Below are 20,437 nucleotides of genomic sequence, written 5' to 3'. Positions count from 1 at the left end.
AACTGCAATATATCAATTTTGTTGGGAGGAGGAAAACCTACTTAGCGCATTTTAGCTAATTAATGCTTTCTTGTTATAGGCAAAACTGTTTGCCATGCCTTTGAAATACCGTCGATAATATCCGACGCTATCAGGCTTTTTGGATGCATGGTTTGCACAGCGAAATCAGCAGCCAAACCATGTAAATAAACGCCAGTAAGTGCCGCATCTTTACTCGAAAATCCTTGCGCGAGCAAAGAAGTAATGATGCCCGCTAATACGTCGCCACTGCCGGCAGTCGCCATTCCCCAATTACCCGTTGTATTGAAATAGATCGTTCCATCAAGTAGTACTACGGCCGTATTCGCTCCTTTAATTAATACAACGACCTGATGTTGCTGCGCAAATGCACGCGTTTTCTCCATTTTGTCCCAGTCATCTGTCCAAGAACCGATTAAGCGCTGCAATTCTTTTGGATGTGGTGTGAGGATGCTTTCCGCTGGCAGATCTCTTAAGCTTTCGGGATGCTGCGCCAATAGATTCAATGCATCTGCATCCAATACCAGTTTAGGTCGTTTCGAAGTATCAGCTAGCTCTCGTAAAAAGCAATAAAATGCTTGCTTTGTATCATCGTGTTGCCCCATTCCCATGCCGACTCCGATGGCGGCATAGGAATCGATGGTTTTTGGAAAAGAATTTATATGAGTGAGTTCGGAATCCGTTTGTAACATCGCTTCCGGAAAATTAGTTTGAAGAATCGGGTTGGCGCAAGCGGCACTGTAGATAGTTACCATGCCACATCCGGTACGAAGTGCGGCCTTTGCACTGAGATGAATGGCGCCAATCTTACCGTAGCTTCCGCCCACGATCAAGGTATGGCCAAATGTGCCTTTGTGCGCAAAGCGGCTTGGCATCGAGCAGTGTGCTTGAATGGTTTCCAATGTGGTGAGGTAATAGGAGCTATCAACCGCGGCCAAAGCGGCTTCGTCTAACTGTATATCGACTACGGTAAGTTCGCCTATATATTCTGCGTTTCCTGGTTGTAACAAGGCAATTTTAGGACATTGCAAAGTATACGTACGTTGCGCTCTGATGATGAGCATCTCGTTTGAAGACGGCTGATCCACAAATAATCCCGAAGGAGTATCGATCGCCAATACCGGGCGATCGGATGCATTAATGGCGTTAATAAAAGGTCGCCACGCTTCGGCCAAAGGCCTCGAAAGGCCAATGCCATACAGCGCATCGATGAGCACATCTTGCTTTGCAAAGTCTGCCGGGATAGCATGGGTAAAGAAGTGTATCGGAATGCCTGCTTGTTGCAACCGTTTCTGATTTTCCTGATTGTCAGCGCTGTATTTGTCTGACTGATGCAGAAAAATCCGCACGTCGCGACCAGACTGAAAAAGTAACCGTCCGAGCGCCAAGCCATCACCACCATTATTCCCTGCACCGCAAAAGATCACAAAAGAACTTTCAAACGAAGGGAAATCTTTCGTCATGTGTTGAAATAAGCAGTTTGCCGCGCGTTCCATTAAATCGAAAGACCGCAGGCCTTGTTGATCTATGGTAGCCTGATCGGCTTTGCGGATATCAGAAGCGGTCAATATTTTCATAGCTAACTACAAGATACAGTTTACTTCCTTCTTTTGAGGAACATATCTAACAACCCGCTCGCTAATTTCCCTAATAATTTGGTCCCTTCTCGTGCTAATGTGCGACTAGCAGTCGTTTGTGCTGCTTCCAGCGGAGTTTGTCGCCTGGAGCGTGGTGCAGATGTTGTTTTTGACTTGGTAGCCGACTTCTGTGCCGCTTTTTCGATCTGTTCACGCGCTAAAGTTGCTTCTTGCTGTTGTTGTCGTTCGGTAATAATTTCGGCGGCTGATCGGCGCTCAATCCGTTCCTGATACTTAATGGTCGCATCAGATTCTGCAATGATACGATTATACGTTTCATGCGATGCAGGGCCCATAACGGCGCGCGCAGGCACAAGGTGCGTGGCTACTACCTCGGTCGGGATACCTTTGTCATTCAATACGGTGATTAATGCTTGTCCTGTTCCCAATGCCGTCAATATTTTATCAATGGCGTAGAATTCTGAAGTAGGATAGGTGCGCACCGTTTTCCGCAAGTTTTCGGCATCATTTGGTGTAAATGCGCGCAGCGCATGTTGCACTCTGTTTCCCAATTGTCCAAGAACGCTTTCTGCTATATCACTTGCCGCCTGTGTACAAAAGAAAACGCCTACTCCTTTGGAGCGGATCAATCGGACAATCTGTTCGATCTGACCGAGGAAAGCTTTCGATGCACCATTGAATAATAAATGCGCTTCATCAAAAAAGAAAACCAATTTGGGTTGATCCAGATCGCCCACTTCGGGTAATTTTTTGAATAATTGCGCTAGCAGGCTTAATAAAAAAGTGGAGAATAGCAGCTGCTGATCCTGAACATCCGCGATATTTAACAATGTAATTACTCCTTTGCCATCTACCTTGCCAAAAAGATCTTGAATATCGAATTCTTTTTCTCCGAAAAGATGCGCCACGCCTTGTTGTTCGATGGCTACAATCTTTCGCAAGATGGCGCCAGAACTGGCGCTGCTGATACGGCCATAATCGTCTTTTATTGCTGCTGCGCCAGCACCTTCTGATAAATAGGAAAGCAACTTCTTTAAGTCGTCTAGATCGACAAGCGGTAAATCGGTGTCTTGTGCATATTTAAATATTGCGCTCAATACGCCTGACTGCGTTTCATTGAGGTCGAGTATGCGAGATAATAGCACTGGGCCAAAATCACCTACGGTCAGCCGCATTGGAGCGCCTAATTGACCACTTAATGAAAAGAGCTCAACTGGAAAAGCAGCAGGTTCGAAAGGAATTCCAACCGCTTGACCTCTCTCTAATAATGCATCATTGATTTTACCTGGCTCAGCTAGACCCGATAAATCACCTTTTACATCCAGCATAAATACCGGTACACCAGCATCTGATAGTTGTTCTGCTATGAGTTGCAAAGTACGCGTTTTGCCCGTTCCCGTAGCACCAGCAATGAGTCCATGGCGGTTCATCATGCGAAGCGCTAAATTTACTTTTGCTTCAGTGACTACTTCGCCGGCCAAAATACCAGATCCTAATTGTATAAAAGCACCCTTTGGTTTGTACGATGCGGTGACTTTGTCGATGAATTGCTCTTTCATAGCGAAGGTTTTGTTGTTTAAAAATAACAAATTAATCCGCACTCGGTGAAATTTTTAGATCGAGGAGAATTTTAATTTTTGAGTATGATAAATATTTTACGACCGATTGCGGAATGATCTTTTCCCATTCCTATCCCGTTTTACCTCGATTTTAATGATTACTTTTGGGTTTTTAATAGTAAAAATTTATGCAACAATTTCAACGTAGAGACCCTCGTGGTGAGAAAAGAGAGTCGAATCAGATGGTATTTGGTATTCGTGCCGTGATGGAAGCCATTGACAGTGGTAAGGAGATCGAATCCCTATTCATTCAACGCGGACTAACTGGTGGATTGCTGATGGAATTGAAAGCATTACTCAAAGAACACAACTTGCCATCACAGCAAGTTCCAATTGAAAAATTAAATCGCATTACCGGAAAAAATCATCAAGGGGTAATCGCGATGATCTCTCCAATTACCTATCAACAAATCGAAGATCTATTGCCCACAATCTATGAAAAGGGCGAAATACCTTTGTTGTTGATGCTAGACGGCGTGACCGATGTACGTAATATGGGTGCCATTGCACGTTCGGCAGAATGTGCTGGTGTTCACGCGATCATAGTTCCTAAACGAGGATCTGCCGAGATCAACCCAGATGCCATCAAAACCTCTGCTGGAGCTTTGTATAAGATACCGGTATGTCGTCAGGATTCGTTAGGAAAAGTCGGTCGTTTTCTGATCGAGTCAGGTGTACAGATGGTCGTAAGTACCGAGAAAACAGAAGACTCTATTTATGATGTCGATTATACAGGGCCTACCTGTGTGGTCATGGGTGCGGAAGATGTGGGCGTTTCCGACGATCTAATTCGTATATCTGATAAGTTGGCTAAAATACCCATGTTTGGTGAAATCAAATCGCTGAACGTATCGGTATCTGCTGGTGTAGTGATTTATGAAGCGATCAGACAACGCGGGATGAAGTCCTAATTTACTGCTGAAAAGATGATCCTAAGCAAGCTCCTTTTAATTGTTGTATCTATTGGTTTTACGCTGCAATTTGCTGTTGCGCAACAGCAAACATACGTAATGGCCATTCATGGTGGCGCAGGTACGATTTTGAAGAAGAATATGACCGACTCCTTGGAGGCGGCGTATAAAGATGGTTTGAAGCAAGCGCTGTTAGCTGGTCATCGTGTGTTGCAACAGGAGGGAGGCAACAGTTTGGATGCGGTAGAAGCTGCTGTAAAAGTGCTGGAAGAAAATCCTTTATTTAATGCAGGCAAAGGTGCTGTATTTACTCATGACGGAAAAAACGAACTCGACGCTGCGATTATGGATGGCAAGACATTGAGTGCGGGTGCAGTGGCTGGCATCACCAATGTAAAAAGTCCAATCGAAGCAGCGCGCGCCGTGATGCAACATTCGCCACATGTAATGATGGTGGGAGCAGGCGCGGAGCAATTTGCAAAAGAACAAGGTTTGGAGATCGTAGATCCCAGCTATTTCTACACCAAAGAACGCTGGCAAGGATTGCAGAAAGCTAGAGCATTAGATTCTCTAGCTACCCAATTGGATCATGATGAGCAATCAAGTATCCCCGAAGTATATAAAGATTACAAATATGGTACGGTGGGCGCTGTAGCAGTTGATCGTGCTGGAAATCTGGCCGCAGCCACTTCTACCGGTGGCATGACCAATAAACGCTATGGGCGCGTTGGTGATGCGCCGATTACGGGTGCTGGTAATTATGCAGATAATAAGACAGTTGCTGTTTCTTGTACTGGCTGGGGCGAATTTTTCATCCGATCGGTAGCCGCTTACGATGTGGCCGCACGCATGCAGTATGGTGGATTGTCTATTGCGGCAGCTGCCACAGCCGTGATCAAAAAGATTGGCGATTTGGGTGGCGATGGCGGACTGATCGCGATCAATCAAAATGGCGAAGTGGCTATGCCATTTAATACAGCAGGCATGTACCGCGGCACGATTAAGGCCGATGGTACGGTTGACATTCAGATTTATAAATAAGAAATTGCAGGTTTGGCATCGTTCTTATGGCATCCGGTTACATTAATACACATTTATCATGAAGCACGTATTTGTTTTATTACTAATAATACCTTTATTGGCCGTAGGCCAATCAAAAAAGCAAACTGCTGAGAAACCAACTCTCGTAACGCCTCCTTTCACCGAGTTTGTGGAAGGCTATGAAGAGCTAAACTCTTTTGACGAGGTGCTAGAAAAATTTGCCGGACGTACCGTGTATATTGATCTATGGGCTACTTGGTGTGGACCTTGTGTGGCCGAATTTGCCTACAAAGATGGATTGCATGATGTGGCTACCAAACATGATATTGATATCTTGTATTTATCCATGGATCAGGATAAGGACGATCAGAAGTGGAAGGACTTTATTCAAAAACACAAATTAACGGGCTATCAAATGCGGGCTAATAAAGCTTTGTACAAAGATATTCAGGCAAAATTCTCACAAATATATCAAGGACGTAAGGCATTTGGTATTCCCTATTACATCATCGCCAAAGATGGAGAAGTCATGTTGAAACAGGCCCCAAGACCAAGTTCGGGTGAAGTACTATACACCGAATTGATTAACTACAAAAATTAAGGCGTTCCCTCGATAACTTATTTGCTCTATGGCCTCTATTTTTGCTTCTAATAATCTACAGAAGCCCACCTATGCGCTCTTACTGGCAGTATGTGTTGCGCATTTGTTCAACGATTTATTACAATCCGTTATTCCGGCAATTTATCCACGTCTCGAGGCACAGTACGATCTGAGTATGGCACAGATCGGGATTATCACGCTGTGCTTTCAATTATCGGCTTCCATTTTTCAGCCTGTAGTTGGCGCTTATACCGATAAGCACCCCAAACCATATTCTCAAGTAATCGGCATGTTGTTTTCTACAGCGGGGATGATCTCATTAGCATATGCTGCCAACTACGAATGGATTTTGATTTCTGTGATTTTAGTTGGTATTGGTTCTTCGATCTTTCATCCCGAATCGGCACGCGTAGCGTATATGTCGGCCGGAGGCCGGAGAAGTTTCGCGCAAGCCATGTTTCAGATCGGAGGTAATACTGGTGCCGCTTTAGCGCCGCTATTGATTGCTTGGATCGTCATCCCGAATGGTCAATTGTATATTCTCTGGTTTGCCCTGATCGCCATGGTTTCGCAAGTCATTTTAGGTTACATCGGTCGTTGGTACAGCCGACATTTGCGTTTGGTACAATCTCGCCCGAAGAAAGCAATCTTGCTGCCCGATTTATCTCCAGCAAAGATCAATTGGTCAGTCGTCATCTTATTAGTACTCATCTTTTCGAAATATTTCTACACCGCTAGTATTACCAGTTATTTTCAGTTCTATACGATTCAGCGTTTTGGTTTGACTGAAGTACAGGCGCAGGTATATCTGTTTTATTTTCTAATTGCGGTAGCGGTCGGTTCTCTGTTAGGCGGAATGCTAGGTGATTACGTGGGCCGCAAATACATTATTTGGTTCTCGGTGTTGGGCTGTGCGCCATTTACATTGCTATTGCCCTACGTAGACCTATTTTGGACCGGCATACTCATCGTTATTATCGGACTCATTCTTTCCTCCGCTTTTGCGGCTATACTCGTCTTCGCGCAAGAATTGTTGCCGCGCAAGTTGGGCATGGTTTCAGGCTTATTTTATGGCTTTGCCTTTGGTATGGGCGGATTAGGTTCGGCTGTATTAGGCTGGTGGGCAGATCATACTTCCATTAACTTTATCTATCAAGTTTGTTCTTATTTGCCTTTATTGGGTATCATAGCTTACTTCTTGCCTGATATGAAGAAGGTGACTTTCCGTCCTTTGGACGCTAATTAGAGGTTAATAGGGTTTATAAGTAGTTATTTGAGTTAATAAAGGGTTGGATTTGTGGTATGGCGGCTTGATGTTTCGGCTTAGCTTAGTACAAAACTTTTGTACTTGATCTGTTTCATTCTCCAAAGTGTACATAAAAAAACAAGGGGTTAACAGCATGCTGTTAACCCCTTATTCGTATGATTAAGCTAAGATTTAGTATTTGCTTCTAGACGACGAAGATGATGATCTGCGTTTTCCAGAGAAGTCCTTAAATCCACCGCCTTTGTTATCGTCAGAACGGTAAGAGCGTCCGCCGCTTGGACGACCACCACGAGGGCGATCTCCGCCACCATTGCGACCACCACGAGGGCGATCTCCGCCAGCGCCTTCACCGGAAACCTCGATACGTACGCCACGACCATTGAAGTCTACATTCTGGAATCCTTGTATTACCTTTTGAACTTCTGCGTCTTGCACCTCGAAGAACGTAAATACGCCTTTCAAATCAATCTTGCCGATATCTTTACCAGAGATACGCGTATTGTTACAGATGTAACCCAACATATCACCACGAGAGAAATCATCTACAGATCCTAAGTTGATAAACAAACGAGTGTATCCTTTAGAACCTTCTCTACTACGGCCTTCACGACGATCTCCACGCTCACCACGATCCGAGCGAATATCACGCGCATCCACATTCAAATCTGGAGCATTGCGGTAATAGTCTAAGAACTTGTTGAACTCCAATGAAGCAAAACGTGCGATGATCTCTTCTTTGCTCAAATCTTGGAAGTTATCCATGATAGCTGGCAAAAATGGTGCAATCTCGTCTTGATTAACCGTTACATTATTGATTTTGTCAACGATTTTGAAAAGCTGTTTTTCACATACTTCTGGACCAGTTGGCACATTTTTCTTTTCGAAAGCTTTACCAATGATTTTTTCGATATGACGAATTTTGCTCAACTCTTTCACGTTTACCAACGAAATCGAAATACCTGTTTTACCGGCACGAGCTGTACGACCAGAACGGTGCGTATAGTTCTCTACCTCATCAGGCAACGAATAGTTGATTACGTGTGTTACATCGTTTACATCGATACCACGAGCAGCTACATCCGTTGCGATTAGCAACTGAAGACTACGGTCACGGTAACGTTTCATCACGCGGTCACGCTGTTGTTGTGATAAGTCACCGTGCAATGAATCTGCATTGTAACCATCTTTCATCAACGCTTCTGCGATCTCTTGTGTTTCGATCTTAGTACGACAGAATACAATTCCGAAGATCTGAGGATAAGAGTCTACAATGCGTTTGAATGCCGCATATTTGTCTCTCGCTCTGATCAAGAAGTACTGGTGCTCGATGTTTGCATTTCCCGTATTTTTTGTACCTACGGTCAATTCAAATGGGTCGGTCATGTATTTCTGCGCAATACGACGAACCTCTTTAGGCATCGTAGCAGAAAATAACCATGTTTTTTTCGTGTCAGGAGTCTCAGAAAGGATATTATTAATGTCCTCCTGGAATCCCATGTTCAGCATTTCATCTGCTTCGTCCAACACGACATAATTAACGTCAGAGAAATCAATGGCTTTACGGCCGATGATATCCAACATACGTCCTGGAGTTGCGACTACGATCTGTACACCACGTCTGATTTGACGCAATTGATCGCTGATGTTCGCTCCTCCGTATACAGCAACCACGCTTACACCGTCGATGTATTTAGCGAAGCTTTCCAAATCTCTAGAGATTTGCAGACACAATTCACGTGTCGGGCAAAGTACTAAGGCTTGTGGATGCTTTTGTGAAGGATCGATTTGTTCTAATAGAGGGAGACCGAATGCTGCTGTCTTCCCTGTGCCGGTTTGGGCTAATCCGACAAAATCGTTGTTGCCAGTCAATAAAACAGGAATGGCTTGTTCCTGGATAGGAGAAGGTTTTTCGAAACCTAGCTCGGTGACTGCATTAACAATCTCATGACGGATTCCCAATTCTAAAAATGGGTTCATGAAATAAATTATACAATAGGCGATATTGCCTAAGGCGGTGCAAAGATAAGTGGAATATATTACAAAACCTAATATATTATCAAACAATATTTTAAGGATTTTCGGTAGCTAAATATTCTCGTTGTTATTTGATACAGAACCTCGTATCTTTGAGTTTAATAAAAATCATCATGAATACCACTCGTCCACACCTGATTGCACCTTCTATGCTGGCGGCAGATTTTGCCCATATCCAACGCGACGTAGCGCTAGTGAATGCAAGTCAAGCGGATTGGTTTCATATTGATATTATGGATGGCTTGTTTGTGCCTAATATATCGTTTGGTTTTCCCGTGATGAAAGCCATACATCAATATGCCAATAAACCATTGGATGTGCATCTGATGATTGAGAATCCCGATCGGTATTTAGCAGAATTCAAGGCAGCGGGTGCAGCTATCATTACCGTGCATTATGAGGCGTGCAAGCATCTTCACCGTACTATTGCGGCGATTAAAGAATTAGGCTGTTTGGCTGGTGTGGCACTCAATCCACATACGCCCGTGCATTTGCTCAAAGATATAGTAGCTGACTTAGATATGGTGCTGATTATGTCTGTTAATCCGGGATTTGGAGGCCAAAAATTTATTGACCACACCTATACCAAGATTCGCGAACTTAGACAGTTGGCCGCAGGGGTAAATGACAAGCTGCTTATTGAAATTGATGGTGGAGTGAGTTTACAGAATGCCGCAGCTTTGCTTGAAGCTGGTGCAGATGTATTGGTGGCCGGAAGTTTTGTGTTTAACTCTACTGATCCTACCGAAACCATTCAGGCGCTTAAAGCGGTGGATATCAATGTCCACACAGTGTAAAAAGAATCTATCGTTATTCTTAAAATTTCTTATTTCTTTTAACACTTAAATGGCTTATTATCAATTAATAATGCCTTAATTTAGAATATTTCCAAATTTCGAGCTCGGTAGGTATATTTTCGTGTAAAAGTTTGTTATTTCGTATTTTTGTGCAGAAAGAGATTTCGTATTTCCAGTATCTGCAAGAATGCGGTGAAATGGGGTCTTAGATTGATGTGAGGATGATGCCACAAGCATCCAGATAGAAGTCTTCTTTCACTAGTGTAATTAAAATGGGCTAAGGTTCAAATTTGTGAATACAGTCGAGTGTACCAAACGAAATTTTACTAGAATAGTATATTTACGATTTCTTTTTAATAAATATTTTTTGTATATTATTGAATAAGTTAGGTTTGGGTAAATAATTTGGTGTGTATCATATCATTTCCCTAGTAGGTTAAAAAGCAATAAGCGCAGCTTCCCATTGGCCAGCTGTCATTTAAATAAGAATTAAGGTTTACTATGAGTATTTACAACGAATATATACAGGAAGTTGAGGATAGAAAACAGCAAGGGCTGCATCCTAAGCCAATTGATGGTGATGAGCTATTAAGCGCCATTATTGATCAGATTAAAGATAATGGACATGAGCACAGAGCGGAGTCCTTAAAATTGTTTATCTACAATACGTTACCAGGTACCACGAGTGCTGCCACTGTCAAAGCTCAATTCCTAAAAGAAATTATAGTAGAAGAAGTTTCTGTTGCGGAGATTACACCGACTTACGCTTTTGAGTTATTATCTCACATGAAAGGTGGGCCTTCGATCGCAGTTTTGTTAGATTTAGCGTTGGGTGCAAATCAGGCTGTTGCCACGCAAGCTGCGGATGTACTTAAGACACAGGTATTCTTGTACGAAGCGGATACTGATCGTTTGAAAGAAGCCTTTCATAATGGAAATGCCATTGCGAGAGAGATTGTGGAAAGCTACGCAAAAGCTGAATTTTTCACCAAGCTTCCAGAGGTTCCAGAAGAAATTAAGATTGTCACATTCATCGCCGGTGAAGGTGATATCTCTACCGATTTGCTTTCTCCAGGTAATCAAGCGCACTCGCGCTCAGACCGTGAATTGCATGGTAAATGTATGATCACACCAGAAGCCCAGCAGCAAATTCAGGATTTGCAAATGCAACATCCAGATAGAAGTGTCATGCTGATTGCCGAAAAAGGTACGATGGGTGTAGGTTCCTCGCGTATGTCTGGCGTGAATAACGTCGCATTGTGGACCGGAAAACAAGCAAGCCCGTACGTTCCTTTTGTGAATATCGCGCCAATCGTAGGTGGTACCAATGGTATATCGCCGATCTTTTTGACCACAGTAGACGTCACCGGTGGTATCGGTATCGATCTTAAAAACTGGGTGAAAAAAGTGGATGCGGAAGGCAATGTGGTACGCAACGAGAAAAACGAACCTATTTTAGAAGAAGTTTACTCAGTTGCTACTGGTACTGAATTGACCATCAATACCAAAACTAAAAAGTTATATCAAGGAGATAAAGAGTTGATCGATATTTCCAAAGCATTGACGCCACAAAAAATGGAGTTCATCAAAGCGGGTGGTTCTTATGCCATCGTATTTGGTAAGAAAATCCAAACTTTTGCGGCGCAATTGTTAGACATCGAAACGCCATTAGTTTTCGCTCCTTCAAAAGAAGTTTCTGTAGAAGGACAAGGATTAACCGCTGTAGAGAAGATCTTTAATAAAAATGCAGTTGGCGTTACGCCGGGTAAAGTATTGCATGCAGGATCTGATGTGCGTGTGCAAGTAAACATTGTAGGATCGCAAGATACTACAGGTTTGATGACCGCGCAAGAATTGGAAGCGATGGCCGCAACGGTTATTTCACCGATTGTAGATGGTGCATACCAGTCTGGTTGTCACACAGCTTCTGTGTGGGATAAAAAAGCGCAAGCAAATATTCCAAAACTCATGAAGTTTATGAACGGTTTTGGATTGATTACCGCGCGTGACCCTAAGGGTGAATATCACGCTATGACAGATGTAATTCACAAGGTTCTGAACGATATTACGATCGACGAATGGGCTATCATTATCGGTGGTGACTCGCACACCAGAATGTCTAAAGGAGTTGCATTTGGTGCTGACTCTGGTACTGTGGCCTTGGCTTTAGCGACTGGTGAAGCTTCCATGCCTATCCCGGAATCGGTGAAAGTGACCTTCAAAGGAGGCATGAAAGAGCACATGGATTTCCGTGATGTGGTACATGCGACACAATCACAGATGCTACAGCAGTTTGGCGGAGAAAATGTTTTCCAAGGCCGGATTATTGAGGTGCACATCGGTACGTTATTGGCCGATCAAGCCTTTACATTCACCGACTGGACAGCCGAGATGAAAGCGAAAGCATCTATCTGTATTTCACAAGATGATACCTTGATCGAATCATTGGAAATTGCGAAAAGCCGTATCCAAATCATGATCGAAAAAGGCATGGATAATAAAAGTCAAGTACTGCAAGGCTTGATTAACAAAGCGGATAAACGTATTACCGAAATTAAGTCGGGCGCTATTCCTGCTTTGACTCCAGATGAAAACGCCAAATACTACGCGGAAGTGGTGATCGATCTAGACGTGATTGACGAACCGATGATCGCCGATCCAGATGTAACTAATAAAGACGTTTCTAAGCGTTACACGCATGATACTATTCGCGATCTATCGTTTTATGAAGGAACGAAGAAAGTAGATCTTGGATTTGTTGGATCGTGTATGGTGCACAAAGGCGACTTGAAAATCGTCTCGCAAATGCTCAAGAATCTGGAAGCACAAAAAGGTAAGGTAGAGTTCAACGCACCGTTAGTGGTAGCAGCTCCAACCTACAATATTATTGATGAGCTGGAGGCAGAAGGAGATTGGGAAATCCTACAACGCTATTCTGGTTTTGAATTTAGTGACTTGATGCCTAAAAACAATGCGCGTACAGAATACGAGAATATCATGTATTTAGAGCGTCCGGGTTGTAACCTATGTATGGGTAACCAAGAGAAAGCGGCGAAAGGAGATACCGTCATGGCTACTTCAACACGCCTTTTCCAAGGTCGTGTTGTAGAAGATTCAGAGCGCAAAAAAGGAGAATCTTTACTCGCTTCTACACCAGTAGTCGTATTATCAGCCATCTTGGGAAGAATACCGACAATTGAAGAGTACAAAGTCGCGGTAGAGGGCATTAACCTCACAAAATTTACACCACTTGACAAACAATTGGTGAGCTAATCTGTAATAGTTTTATCTATTAACAGACAAATTGAGAAGAGATAAATTATAATTATATGGCTTTTGATATCAATATGATTGAGAAGGTGTACAGCCTTTACGAGGAGCGTGTAAACGCTGCTCGTAAAGTTGTTGGAAAACCTTTGACTTTAGCGGAAAAAATTCTTTACACGCACTTGTGGAATGGCAATGCGGAAGAAGCATACGAGAGAGGACAATCTTATGTGGATTTTGCGCCAGATCGCGTAGCGATGCAGGATGCTACTGCTCAAATGGCCTTATTGCAATTTATGCAAGCCGGTAGACCAAAAGTAGCTGTACCTTCCACCGTACATTGTGATCACTTAATCCAAGCGAGAGATGGTGCGCAGCAAGATTTGACGCGTGCCAAAGAAGAGAGCTCTGAAGTGTTTAATTTCTTGAGTTCCGTTTCTAATAAATACGGTATTGGCTTCTGGAAACCAGGTGCTGGTATCATTCACCAAGTCGTATTGGAAAACTATGCATTTCCTGGCGGAATGATGATCGGTACGGATTCGCACACCGTGAATGCTGGTGGATTGGGTATGGTAGCAATCGGTGTCGGTGGCGCAGATGCCTGCGATGTGATGGCCGGATTGCCTTGGGAACTGAAATTTCCGAAACTAATCGGTGTGAAGCTTACCGGTAAATTATCGGGCTGGGCAACATCAAAAGATATTATTTTGAAAGTGGCAGGTATCTTGACTGTAAAAGGTGGTACGGGCGCTATCGTAGAATATTTTGGTGAAGGTGCGCAATCACTTTCTTGTACTGGAAAAGGTACCATTTGTAATATGGGTGCTGAGATCGGAGCGACTACTTCCACATTCGGATACGACGAATCGATGGAGCGTTATTTACGCGCTACGGATCGGGCAGATGTAGCCGATGCAGCCAACAAAATCAAAGAACACCTGACGGGTGACGACGAGGTATATGCTGATCCAGAAACTTATTTCGATCAATTGATTGAGATTAATCTGTCGGATCTAGAACCTTCATTGAACGGACCATTTACTCCAGATTTGTATACACCGATCTCACGCATGCGTGATGAGGCAGAGAAAAACGGTTGGCCAACTAAAGTAGAATGGGGATTAATCGGTTCTTGTACCAATTCATCTTACGAAGATTTGTCGCGCGCGGCTTCTATCGCCAAACAAGCGATCGATAAAGGTTTGGTGACTAAAGCCGAATTTGGTATCAATCCCGGATCAGAGCAAGTGCGTTATACTGCGGATCGTGACGGTTTATTGAAAACCTTCGAAGACTTGAACGCCACCTTATTTACCAATGCCTGTGGACCATGTATTGGTATGTGGGATCGGGAAGGTGCAGATAAGCGGGAGAAAAATACGATTGTACATTCATTCAACCGCAACTTTGCGAAGCGTGCCGATGGTAATCCAAATACCTATGCCTTCGTAACCTCACCAGAAATGGTCGCTGCGATTGCCATAGCGGGAGATTTAGGTTTTAATCCAGTCACGGATACCTTGACCAATAGAGATGGCGAACAAGTGAAATTGGATGCGCCTACCGGGGATGAATTGCCATCAAAAGGCTTTGCGGTCCAAGATGCGGGCTATCAAGCACCAGCGAAAGATGGCTCAGATGTCAGCGTAGATGTGGCCGAAGATTCCGATCGCTTGCAATTACTCGAGCCATTTGAGGCTTGGGAAGGCACTGATCTGAAAGGATTGAAACTATTGATCAAAGCAAAAGGTAAATGTACTACCGACCATATTTCTATGGCTGGCCCTTGGTTGAAATACCGCGGTCACCTGGATAATATCTCTAACAATCTATTGATTGGTGCGGTAAACTATTTCAATGATGAAACCGATACCGTTAAAAATCAACTGACTGGAGAATACGGTGCAGTTCCTGCCACGCAGCGTGCGTACAAGGCGGAAGGCATTGGTTCAATCGTAGTAGGTGATGAAAACTATGGTGAAGGATCGTCACGAGAGCATGCCGCGATGGAACCACGTCATTTAGGCGTTCGTGCGGTATTAGTAAAATCATTTGCCCGTATCCACGAAACCAACTTGAAGAAACAAGGTATGTTAGCTTTGACGTTTGCGGACAAAGATGATTACGATAAAGTTCAAGAAAACGATACGATTGATATTATCGGTTTAACGGACTTTGCGCCGAACAAATCATTGACATTGGTCTTGCATCATGAAGATGGAAGTTCGGATGAGATCGAGGTAAATCATTCGTACAATGCACAACAGATTGGCTGGTTCAAAGCCGGTGCAGCCTTGAATATCATTCGCCAGAAACAAGCTGATAAAGCGCAATAATACAGTTGCTAAGGATTAGCAATTGCAAAAAGGCCGGATTTACGTGACGTAAATCCGGCCTTTTCTTTTAGCCTTCTAGCAGGATCAGATGATCAAATCCAGTTTAGGCTTGTTCTTCGCCTAGAGGCTCAGGAGCTTCTTCGTCAAACAAGGGAAGTTCTTTGATAATAGCGTACCAAGTGATTACTTTCTTGATATCTGAGCTATAAACACGGCTCTCATCGTGACCAGGAGCTACTTCTCTAAAGAAATTGCGGAGTGTCGTTCCATCTGCTTTCACAGCTGGTACTTCAATATCACCTGATTTCAACGTTTCAAAGATATCCAACAAACGGATTTCCTCTTCGTCACCGTAGATGGTAATATCTTCTAAAGTCGCCATCTTCGTGTTCGACAAGTTAATCACTGATTTCACTTTAGCAGCGTCTAAGCTTTCCAAAATGAAACCACCTTTGTTCTGGCCAATCAATTTAAATAATCCGGGCTTTCCAGTTACCGATACTAATCCTCTTAAATTCATGCTTTTATTTCTAAGTATTAACAGATGGATTATTAATCTTCGATCACGTCGATACTCAAAATGCGATCGCCTTGACGGATATCATCTACTACATCTACGTTTTCAATGACTTTGCCAAAGCAAGTATGATTACGGTCTAAGTGAGCGGTATTGGTACGGCTATGGCATACAAAAAACTGGGAACCACCTGTGTTTCTACCGGCGTGAGCCATAGATAATACACCGCGGTCATGGTATTGGTTTTCACCTGTCAATTCACAATCAATATGATAACCTGGTCCACCAGTACCTGGCATTCCTGACGCACCTTCGCGTGTATTCGGGCAACCTCCTTGAATCACAAAATCAGGAATAACACGGTGGAAAGTCAATCCATTGTAATAACCTGATTTAGCTAATTTTATAAAATTTTCTACTGTTTTAGGTGCGTCTTGTGTGTAGAACTGCACAGTCATATCACCTTTTTCGGTTTTAATTATTGCTTTACTCATATCTAAAATTACTGAAAAACAAAGATACGTTTTCTAAGGATAATCAGGAAATTGATCCTGCTGACAAGAATTGTTATGTTATTTAAGGGAAAATAAATTATCTTTAAAAGTAATTTTATGAGTTTAAATACGATGTTATGAAGTTGGCGATACATGAATGGGCAGAAGCAGATCGCCCACGAGAGAAATTAATAGATCAGGGAAGGCGCGCGCTAACGAATGCCGAATTATTAGCGATCCTGATTGGCTCAGGCTCGGCACAGGAAAGTGCTGTTGAATTGTGCCGACGTGTACTTTCTGGAGTTGAAAATAATTTGGCCACGCTCTCCAAACTAGAGGTTGCTGATTTATGTCGTTATCATGGCATCGGGCAAGCTAAAGCGATCAGTATTATCGCCGCAATGGAAATTGGCCGACGACGTAAAGATGCCATAGAAGCGCCTTCGGCGGTGTTAAATAGTAGTAAACGAGTGTATACATTTTTTCGAGATCGCTTGCAGGATCTGCCGCACGAAGAGTTTTGGGTTTTGTACTTAAATACGGGTTGTAAGGTGATAGACAAGCAATTGATTGGTCGCGGGGGTAATGATTTTACACCGGTAGATATTCGTATCATTTTGCGCCATGCTTTGCAAGCTAATGCGCATTCGATGATCTTAATTCATAATCATCCGTCGGGAACATTATCTCCTAGCACATCCGACAAGCAATTGACTAAACGAATTGTGGACGCAGCCCTATTGATGGATATTCGCGTCAACGATCATGTCATCTTTACGGATCAGGATTATTTTAGCTTTCGAGACGAAGGACTGCTCTAGCGCCACACATCTTTGTGTATATTTGATGTATGCATCATATTATGTTTTCCTTCTGCAGATCTATCTTAGCATTTTTCCTTGTTTGCAACGCTTTTTGCTTTAGTGCATCGGCACAAATAACGCCCTATGAACGAGATGCTGCTCGCAATACCACCGCTACTTATGATGAAGTGGTTGCTTTCTACAAGACTTTGGCTGAGCAATATCCGCAAGCTAAACTGCTAGAGTTGGGAAAGACGGATGTAGGCAAACCTTTGCACCTCATGGTGCTCTCCGCAGATGAAGATTTTGATCCTGAAAGTATCAAAGCAAAAGGCAAAGCTGTTTTGCTAGTAAATAATGGCATACACCCCGGCGAACCGGAAGGCATTGATGTGGGCATGTTATTTTGCAGAGATATTTTACGAGATAACAAATTGCCGAAAGACGTGGTGATTTGCATAATTCCGGTATATAATGTAGCTGGTATGCTGAATAGAGGGGTATCTCGTGTCAATCAGAATGGACCTATAGCGTACGGTTTTCGCGGTAGTCGCCAAAACTATGACTTGAATCGCGATTTTATTAAAGCTGATACCAGAAACTCTCTATTGTTTCAACAACTATTTACCACTTGGGATCCGGATTTATTTTTTGATACGCACGCTAGCAACGGCGCGGATTATCAATATATCATGACCTTGATCGCGACACAAAAAGATAAGTTGGCGCCATCATTAGCTTCGCTAATGGAGGATGGATTTACCAAGCCATTGTACCAACGCATGCAATCTTCCGGTTACCCAATGATCCCGTATGTAAACACGCTTGGCGCGACGCCGGAATCAGGATTAGTAGACTTTTTAGAAACGTCACGTTATTCATCCGGCTTCGCCGCATTACATCATACCATTGGCTTTATGCCAGAGACACACATGTGGAAATCCTACGAGCAACGGGTTGCATCGACCTACACGTTATTACAGCATTTGGTAGAAGTCATGGTGTACGAAAAAGAAAACCTGCTCGCTACGCGTCAGCAGGTTAAGGAAAGCGTAAAAACGCAACAGCAATTCCCTATCAATTGGGCACTTGATACGACACGTGTGGATTCAACAACGTTCTTGGGCTATGCGTATGGCGAGAAACCAAGTTTAGTAACGGGACAAAACAGATTATACTATGATCGGGAGCGACCCAAAACGATGCAAATCCCGCATCTGAAGCATTACAACGTCACATTGGAAGTGGAGAAACCGATGGCTTACGTGATCCCACAAGCGTATGATCGTGTCGTAGAGCGTCTGCGTGCGAATGGGGTGAAGCTTCGCCCTTTGGAACGCGATACCACGATTCGCTTGGAAATGTATTACATTACGGATCTAAAAACGGCGTCTTCGCCTTATGAAGGACATTATATGCATGAGCGAGTAGCCGTAAAACCGGTGCTCATGGAGCGACAATTCTACGCCGGAGATTGGTGGATCGATATGGATCAGACGGCCAACCGCTATATCGTAGAAACACTAGAACCGCAAGCACACGATTCTTTCTTCCGCTGGAATTTCTTTGATGCTATCTTGAGTCAAAAGGAATATTTCTCGGCCTACATTTTCGAAGAGGAAGCCCAGCGTTTACTGGAAGCCAATCCTGCCTGGAAGGAAGAACTAGAACATAAAAAAGCCACTGAATCTTCCTTTGCCAAAAATGGCAGAGCGCAACTGGATTGGATTTACAAGAAATCCTCCTATTATGAGGATACGCATATGCTGTATCCGGTTGGTCGCGTGCTATCTACTCGTCCTCATTAATTGGTAGATCCAGCAAATCATTTGATTCTTGTACATCGAGCGTGCCGACATCGCGTAGTTTGCGACTCATCATATTGGTGCGCGTGAGGCGCAAATCGTGCAATGATTTGGATGCCGAGCTCAACTGCTTGTCGACCTTATCCAACTGGTCGGAGAACTTTTTGAACTCGGTTTTTACGGCTTCTAGTATTTTCCAAACTTCGCTGCTGCGCTTCTGTACAGCCAACGTGCGGAAACCCATTTGTAAACTATTTAATAGCGCGGAAAGGGTAGTAGGGCCAGTTATCGTAACACGGTATTTGCGTTGCAAGGTTTCGAATAGTCCGGGATGGCGCAATATCTCCGCGTACAAACTTTCGATTGGAAGAAACATGATCGCGAAATCGGTGGTATGTGGTGGATCAATGTATTTGTCGCTGATATCTTTGGCAAAAGCCTCTACATTGCGCATCAAGATCTTCTGCTGTAAGTCAATTTGGCTTTTTTCGCCCAATTCGTAGGCATCGAGCAATGCTTGATAACTTTCGATGGGGAATTTGGAATCTACTGGCATCCATACCGTTTCATCGCTGTCTTTGCCCGGTAGCTTGATGGCGTATTCCACATTCGCCTGTGACCCTTTTTTCGTGGCGACATTTTGTGCGTATTGCTCATTAGTGAGTAGCTGCTCCAAGATGTTGGCTAGTTGGTATTCGCCCAAGATTCCACGTGTTTTTACATTAGAAAGTACTTTTTTAAGATCGCCTACGCCAGTTGCCAGAGTTTGCATCTCGCCCAAGCCACGGTGTACGAGTTCCAATCGATCGCTTACCAGTTTGAATGATTCACCCAATCGTTTTTCGAGCGTAGATTGCAGCTTTTCATCGACCGTGTGGCGCATTTGCTCGAGCTGGCGATTATTATCTTCACGCAGTGCTTTGAGATGATTCTCTATGCTGATCTTAATGTCTTTGAGTTGGTCGTTTGCCGTTTTGTTGATCTCGTACTGTTGCTTCGTCAAGCTTTCAAAGCGCTGCCCCAAAAAGTGGTGCAGTGCTTGGGCTTGTTCTTGCGCACTCTTTTCTAAAGCACGGAAGTTGACAGCTAGTTCTTCGCGACTGGCTTGTGCTAGTGCACTATTCTCGGTACGATGCCGATGCAGATCATCGCGCGTTGACTTGTCCATCCGCTCTAACTGATGATCTAATCGCAGTAAGCCCTGCTCTAAATTTTGCCATTGTGCAACAGAGCTGTTGCCCGATTTTTTGAAGAGCAATAGGAGGATATTGATGACTGCCAAGGCAATCAATATGATTAAAAGTGTCTGTATCATGTAAGCTATTT

15 protein-coding genes are annotated in these 20,437 nt (G+C 43.6%); 9 read left to right on the top strand and 6 right to left on the bottom strand.

Translation table 11 applies throughout. The features are described from left to right. Positions 1-59: 59 nt before the first annotated feature. Positions 60-1,595 (bottom strand): NAD(P)H-hydrate dehydratase, encoded by a 1,536-nt coding sequence (locus GKO22_RS05880; RefSeq protein ID WP_166333177.1) that lies wholly within the window; start codon positions 1,593-1,595, stop codon positions 60-62. Between the two features lie 20 nt (positions 1,596-1,615). Further along, positions 1,616-3,175 (bottom strand): helicase HerA-like domain-containing protein, encoded by a 1,560-nt coding sequence (locus GKO22_RS05875; RefSeq protein ID WP_166333175.1) that lies wholly within the window; start codon positions 3,173-3,175, stop codon positions 1,616-1,618. Between the two features lie 188 nt (positions 3,176-3,363). On the opposite strand from GKO22_RS05875, the gene rlmB reads away from it, so the two are divergent. Genes rlmB through GKO22_RS05855 form a run of 4 tightly spaced genes read left to right on the top strand, consistent with a single transcriptional unit; the run spans position 3,364 to position 7,034 of the window. Continuing rightward, a complete protein-coding gene (gene rlmB / locus GKO22_RS05870) occupies positions 3,364-4,146 on the top strand; it encodes a 23S rRNA (guanosine(2251)-2'-O)-methyltransferase RlmB (RefSeq protein WP_166333174.1) in 783 nt (260 codons plus the stop codon). Between the two features lie 15 nt (positions 4,147-4,161). After that, the gene (locus tag GKO22_RS05865) at positions 4,162-5,187 is read left to right on the top strand and encodes an isoaspartyl peptidase/L-asparaginase family protein (protein ID WP_166333172.1); all 1,026 of its coding nucleotides are present in this window, start codon (positions 4,162-4,164) and stop codon (positions 5,185-5,187) included. Between the two features lie 58 nt (positions 5,188-5,245). Then, the gene (locus GKO22_RS05860) at positions 5,246-5,788 is read left to right on the top strand and encodes a TlpA family protein disulfide reductase (protein ID WP_166333170.1); all 543 of its coding nucleotides are present in this window, start codon (positions 5,246-5,248) and stop codon (positions 5,786-5,788) included. A gap of 28 nt (positions 5,789-5,816) precedes the next feature. Continuing rightward, complete coding sequence (locus GKO22_RS05855) at positions 5,817-7,034, top strand: MFS transporter (protein ID WP_166333168.1); 1,218 nt, start codon at positions 5,817-5,819, stop codon at positions 7,032-7,034. A gap of 192 nt (positions 7,035-7,226) precedes the next feature. Here the strand turns inward: GKO22_RS05855 and GKO22_RS05850 are convergent, their stop codons facing one another. Then, the gene (locus tag GKO22_RS05850; protein WP_166333166.1) at positions 7,227-9,032 is read right to left on the bottom strand and encodes a DEAD/DEAH box helicase; all 1,806 of its coding nucleotides are present in this window, start codon (positions 9,030-9,032) and stop codon (positions 7,227-7,229) included. Positions 9,033-9,202: 170 nt separating this feature from the next. Here GKO22_RS05850 and rpe point away from each other — a divergent pair, with 170 nt between their 5' ends. The 3 genes from rpe (at position 9,203) to GKO22_RS05835 (ending at position 15,492) form a co-directional block, all read left to right on the top strand. Next, positions 9,203-9,886: a ribulose-phosphate 3-epimerase gene (gene rpe, locus GKO22_RS05845; RefSeq protein WP_166333835.1), complete on the top strand. Its 684-nt coding sequence runs from the start codon at positions 9,203-9,205 to the stop codon at positions 9,884-9,886. A gap of 501 nt (positions 9,887-10,387) precedes the next feature. Beyond that, positions 10,388-13,159 carry a bifunctional aconitate hydratase 2/2-methylisocitrate dehydratase gene (locus tag GKO22_RS05840; RefSeq protein WP_166333164.1) on the top strand — a complete coding sequence of 924 codons (2,772 nt, stop codon included), beginning with the start codon at positions 10,388-10,390 and terminating at the stop codon, positions 13,157-13,159. Positions 13,160-13,215: 56 nt separating this feature from the next. Further along, positions 13,216-15,492, top strand: coding sequence for an aconitate hydratase (locus tag GKO22_RS05835; RefSeq protein WP_166333163.1), 2,277 nt, complete (start codon positions 13,216-13,218; stop codon positions 15,490-15,492). A gap of 103 nt (positions 15,493-15,595) precedes the next feature. Here GKO22_RS05835 and GKO22_RS05830 read toward each other — a convergent pair whose 3' ends face one another. Continuing rightward, a complete protein-coding gene (locus GKO22_RS05830; RefSeq protein ID WP_166333161.1) occupies positions 15,596-16,012 on the bottom strand; it encodes a DUF5606 family protein in 417 nt (138 codons plus the stop codon). Between the two features lie 32 nt (positions 16,013-16,044). Further along, on the bottom strand, positions 16,045-16,503 hold the full coding sequence (locus GKO22_RS05825; protein ID WP_116774680.1) for a peptidylprolyl isomerase: 459 nt from the start codon (positions 16,501-16,503) through the stop codon (positions 16,045-16,047). 137 nt (positions 16,504-16,640) lie between these two features. Between GKO22_RS05825 and radC the strand changes: the two genes are divergently transcribed. Both radC and GKO22_RS05815 read left to right on the top strand, forming a co-directional pair. Next, positions 16,641-17,324 (top strand): RadC family protein, encoded by a 684-nt coding sequence (radC, locus tag GKO22_RS05820; RefSeq protein WP_166333159.1) that lies wholly within the window; start codon positions 16,641-16,643, stop codon positions 17,322-17,324. A gap of 29 nt (positions 17,325-17,353) precedes the next feature. Continuing rightward, positions 17,354-19,114, top strand: a complete 1,761-nt coding sequence (locus GKO22_RS05815; RefSeq protein WP_240920159.1) for a M14 family zinc carboxypeptidase — start codon at positions 17,354-17,356, stop codon at positions 19,112-19,114. Here GKO22_RS05815 and rmuC read toward each other — a convergent pair. Continuing rightward, complete coding sequence (gene rmuC / locus GKO22_RS05810; RefSeq protein WP_166333157.1) at positions 19,098-20,426, bottom strand: DNA recombination protein RmuC; 1,329 nt, start codon at positions 20,424-20,426, stop codon at positions 19,098-19,100. The genes GKO22_RS05815 and rmuC overlap by 17 nt on opposite strands. Positions 20,427-20,437 lie beyond the last annotated feature (11 nt).

This window comes from Sphingobacterium chungjuense (assembly GCF_011316935.1).
GTDB lineage: Bacteria > Bacteroidota > Bacteroidia > Sphingobacteriales > Sphingobacteriaceae > Sphingobacterium > Sphingobacterium chungjuense.
This window is presented reverse-complemented; position numbering and strand designations above follow the sequence as displayed.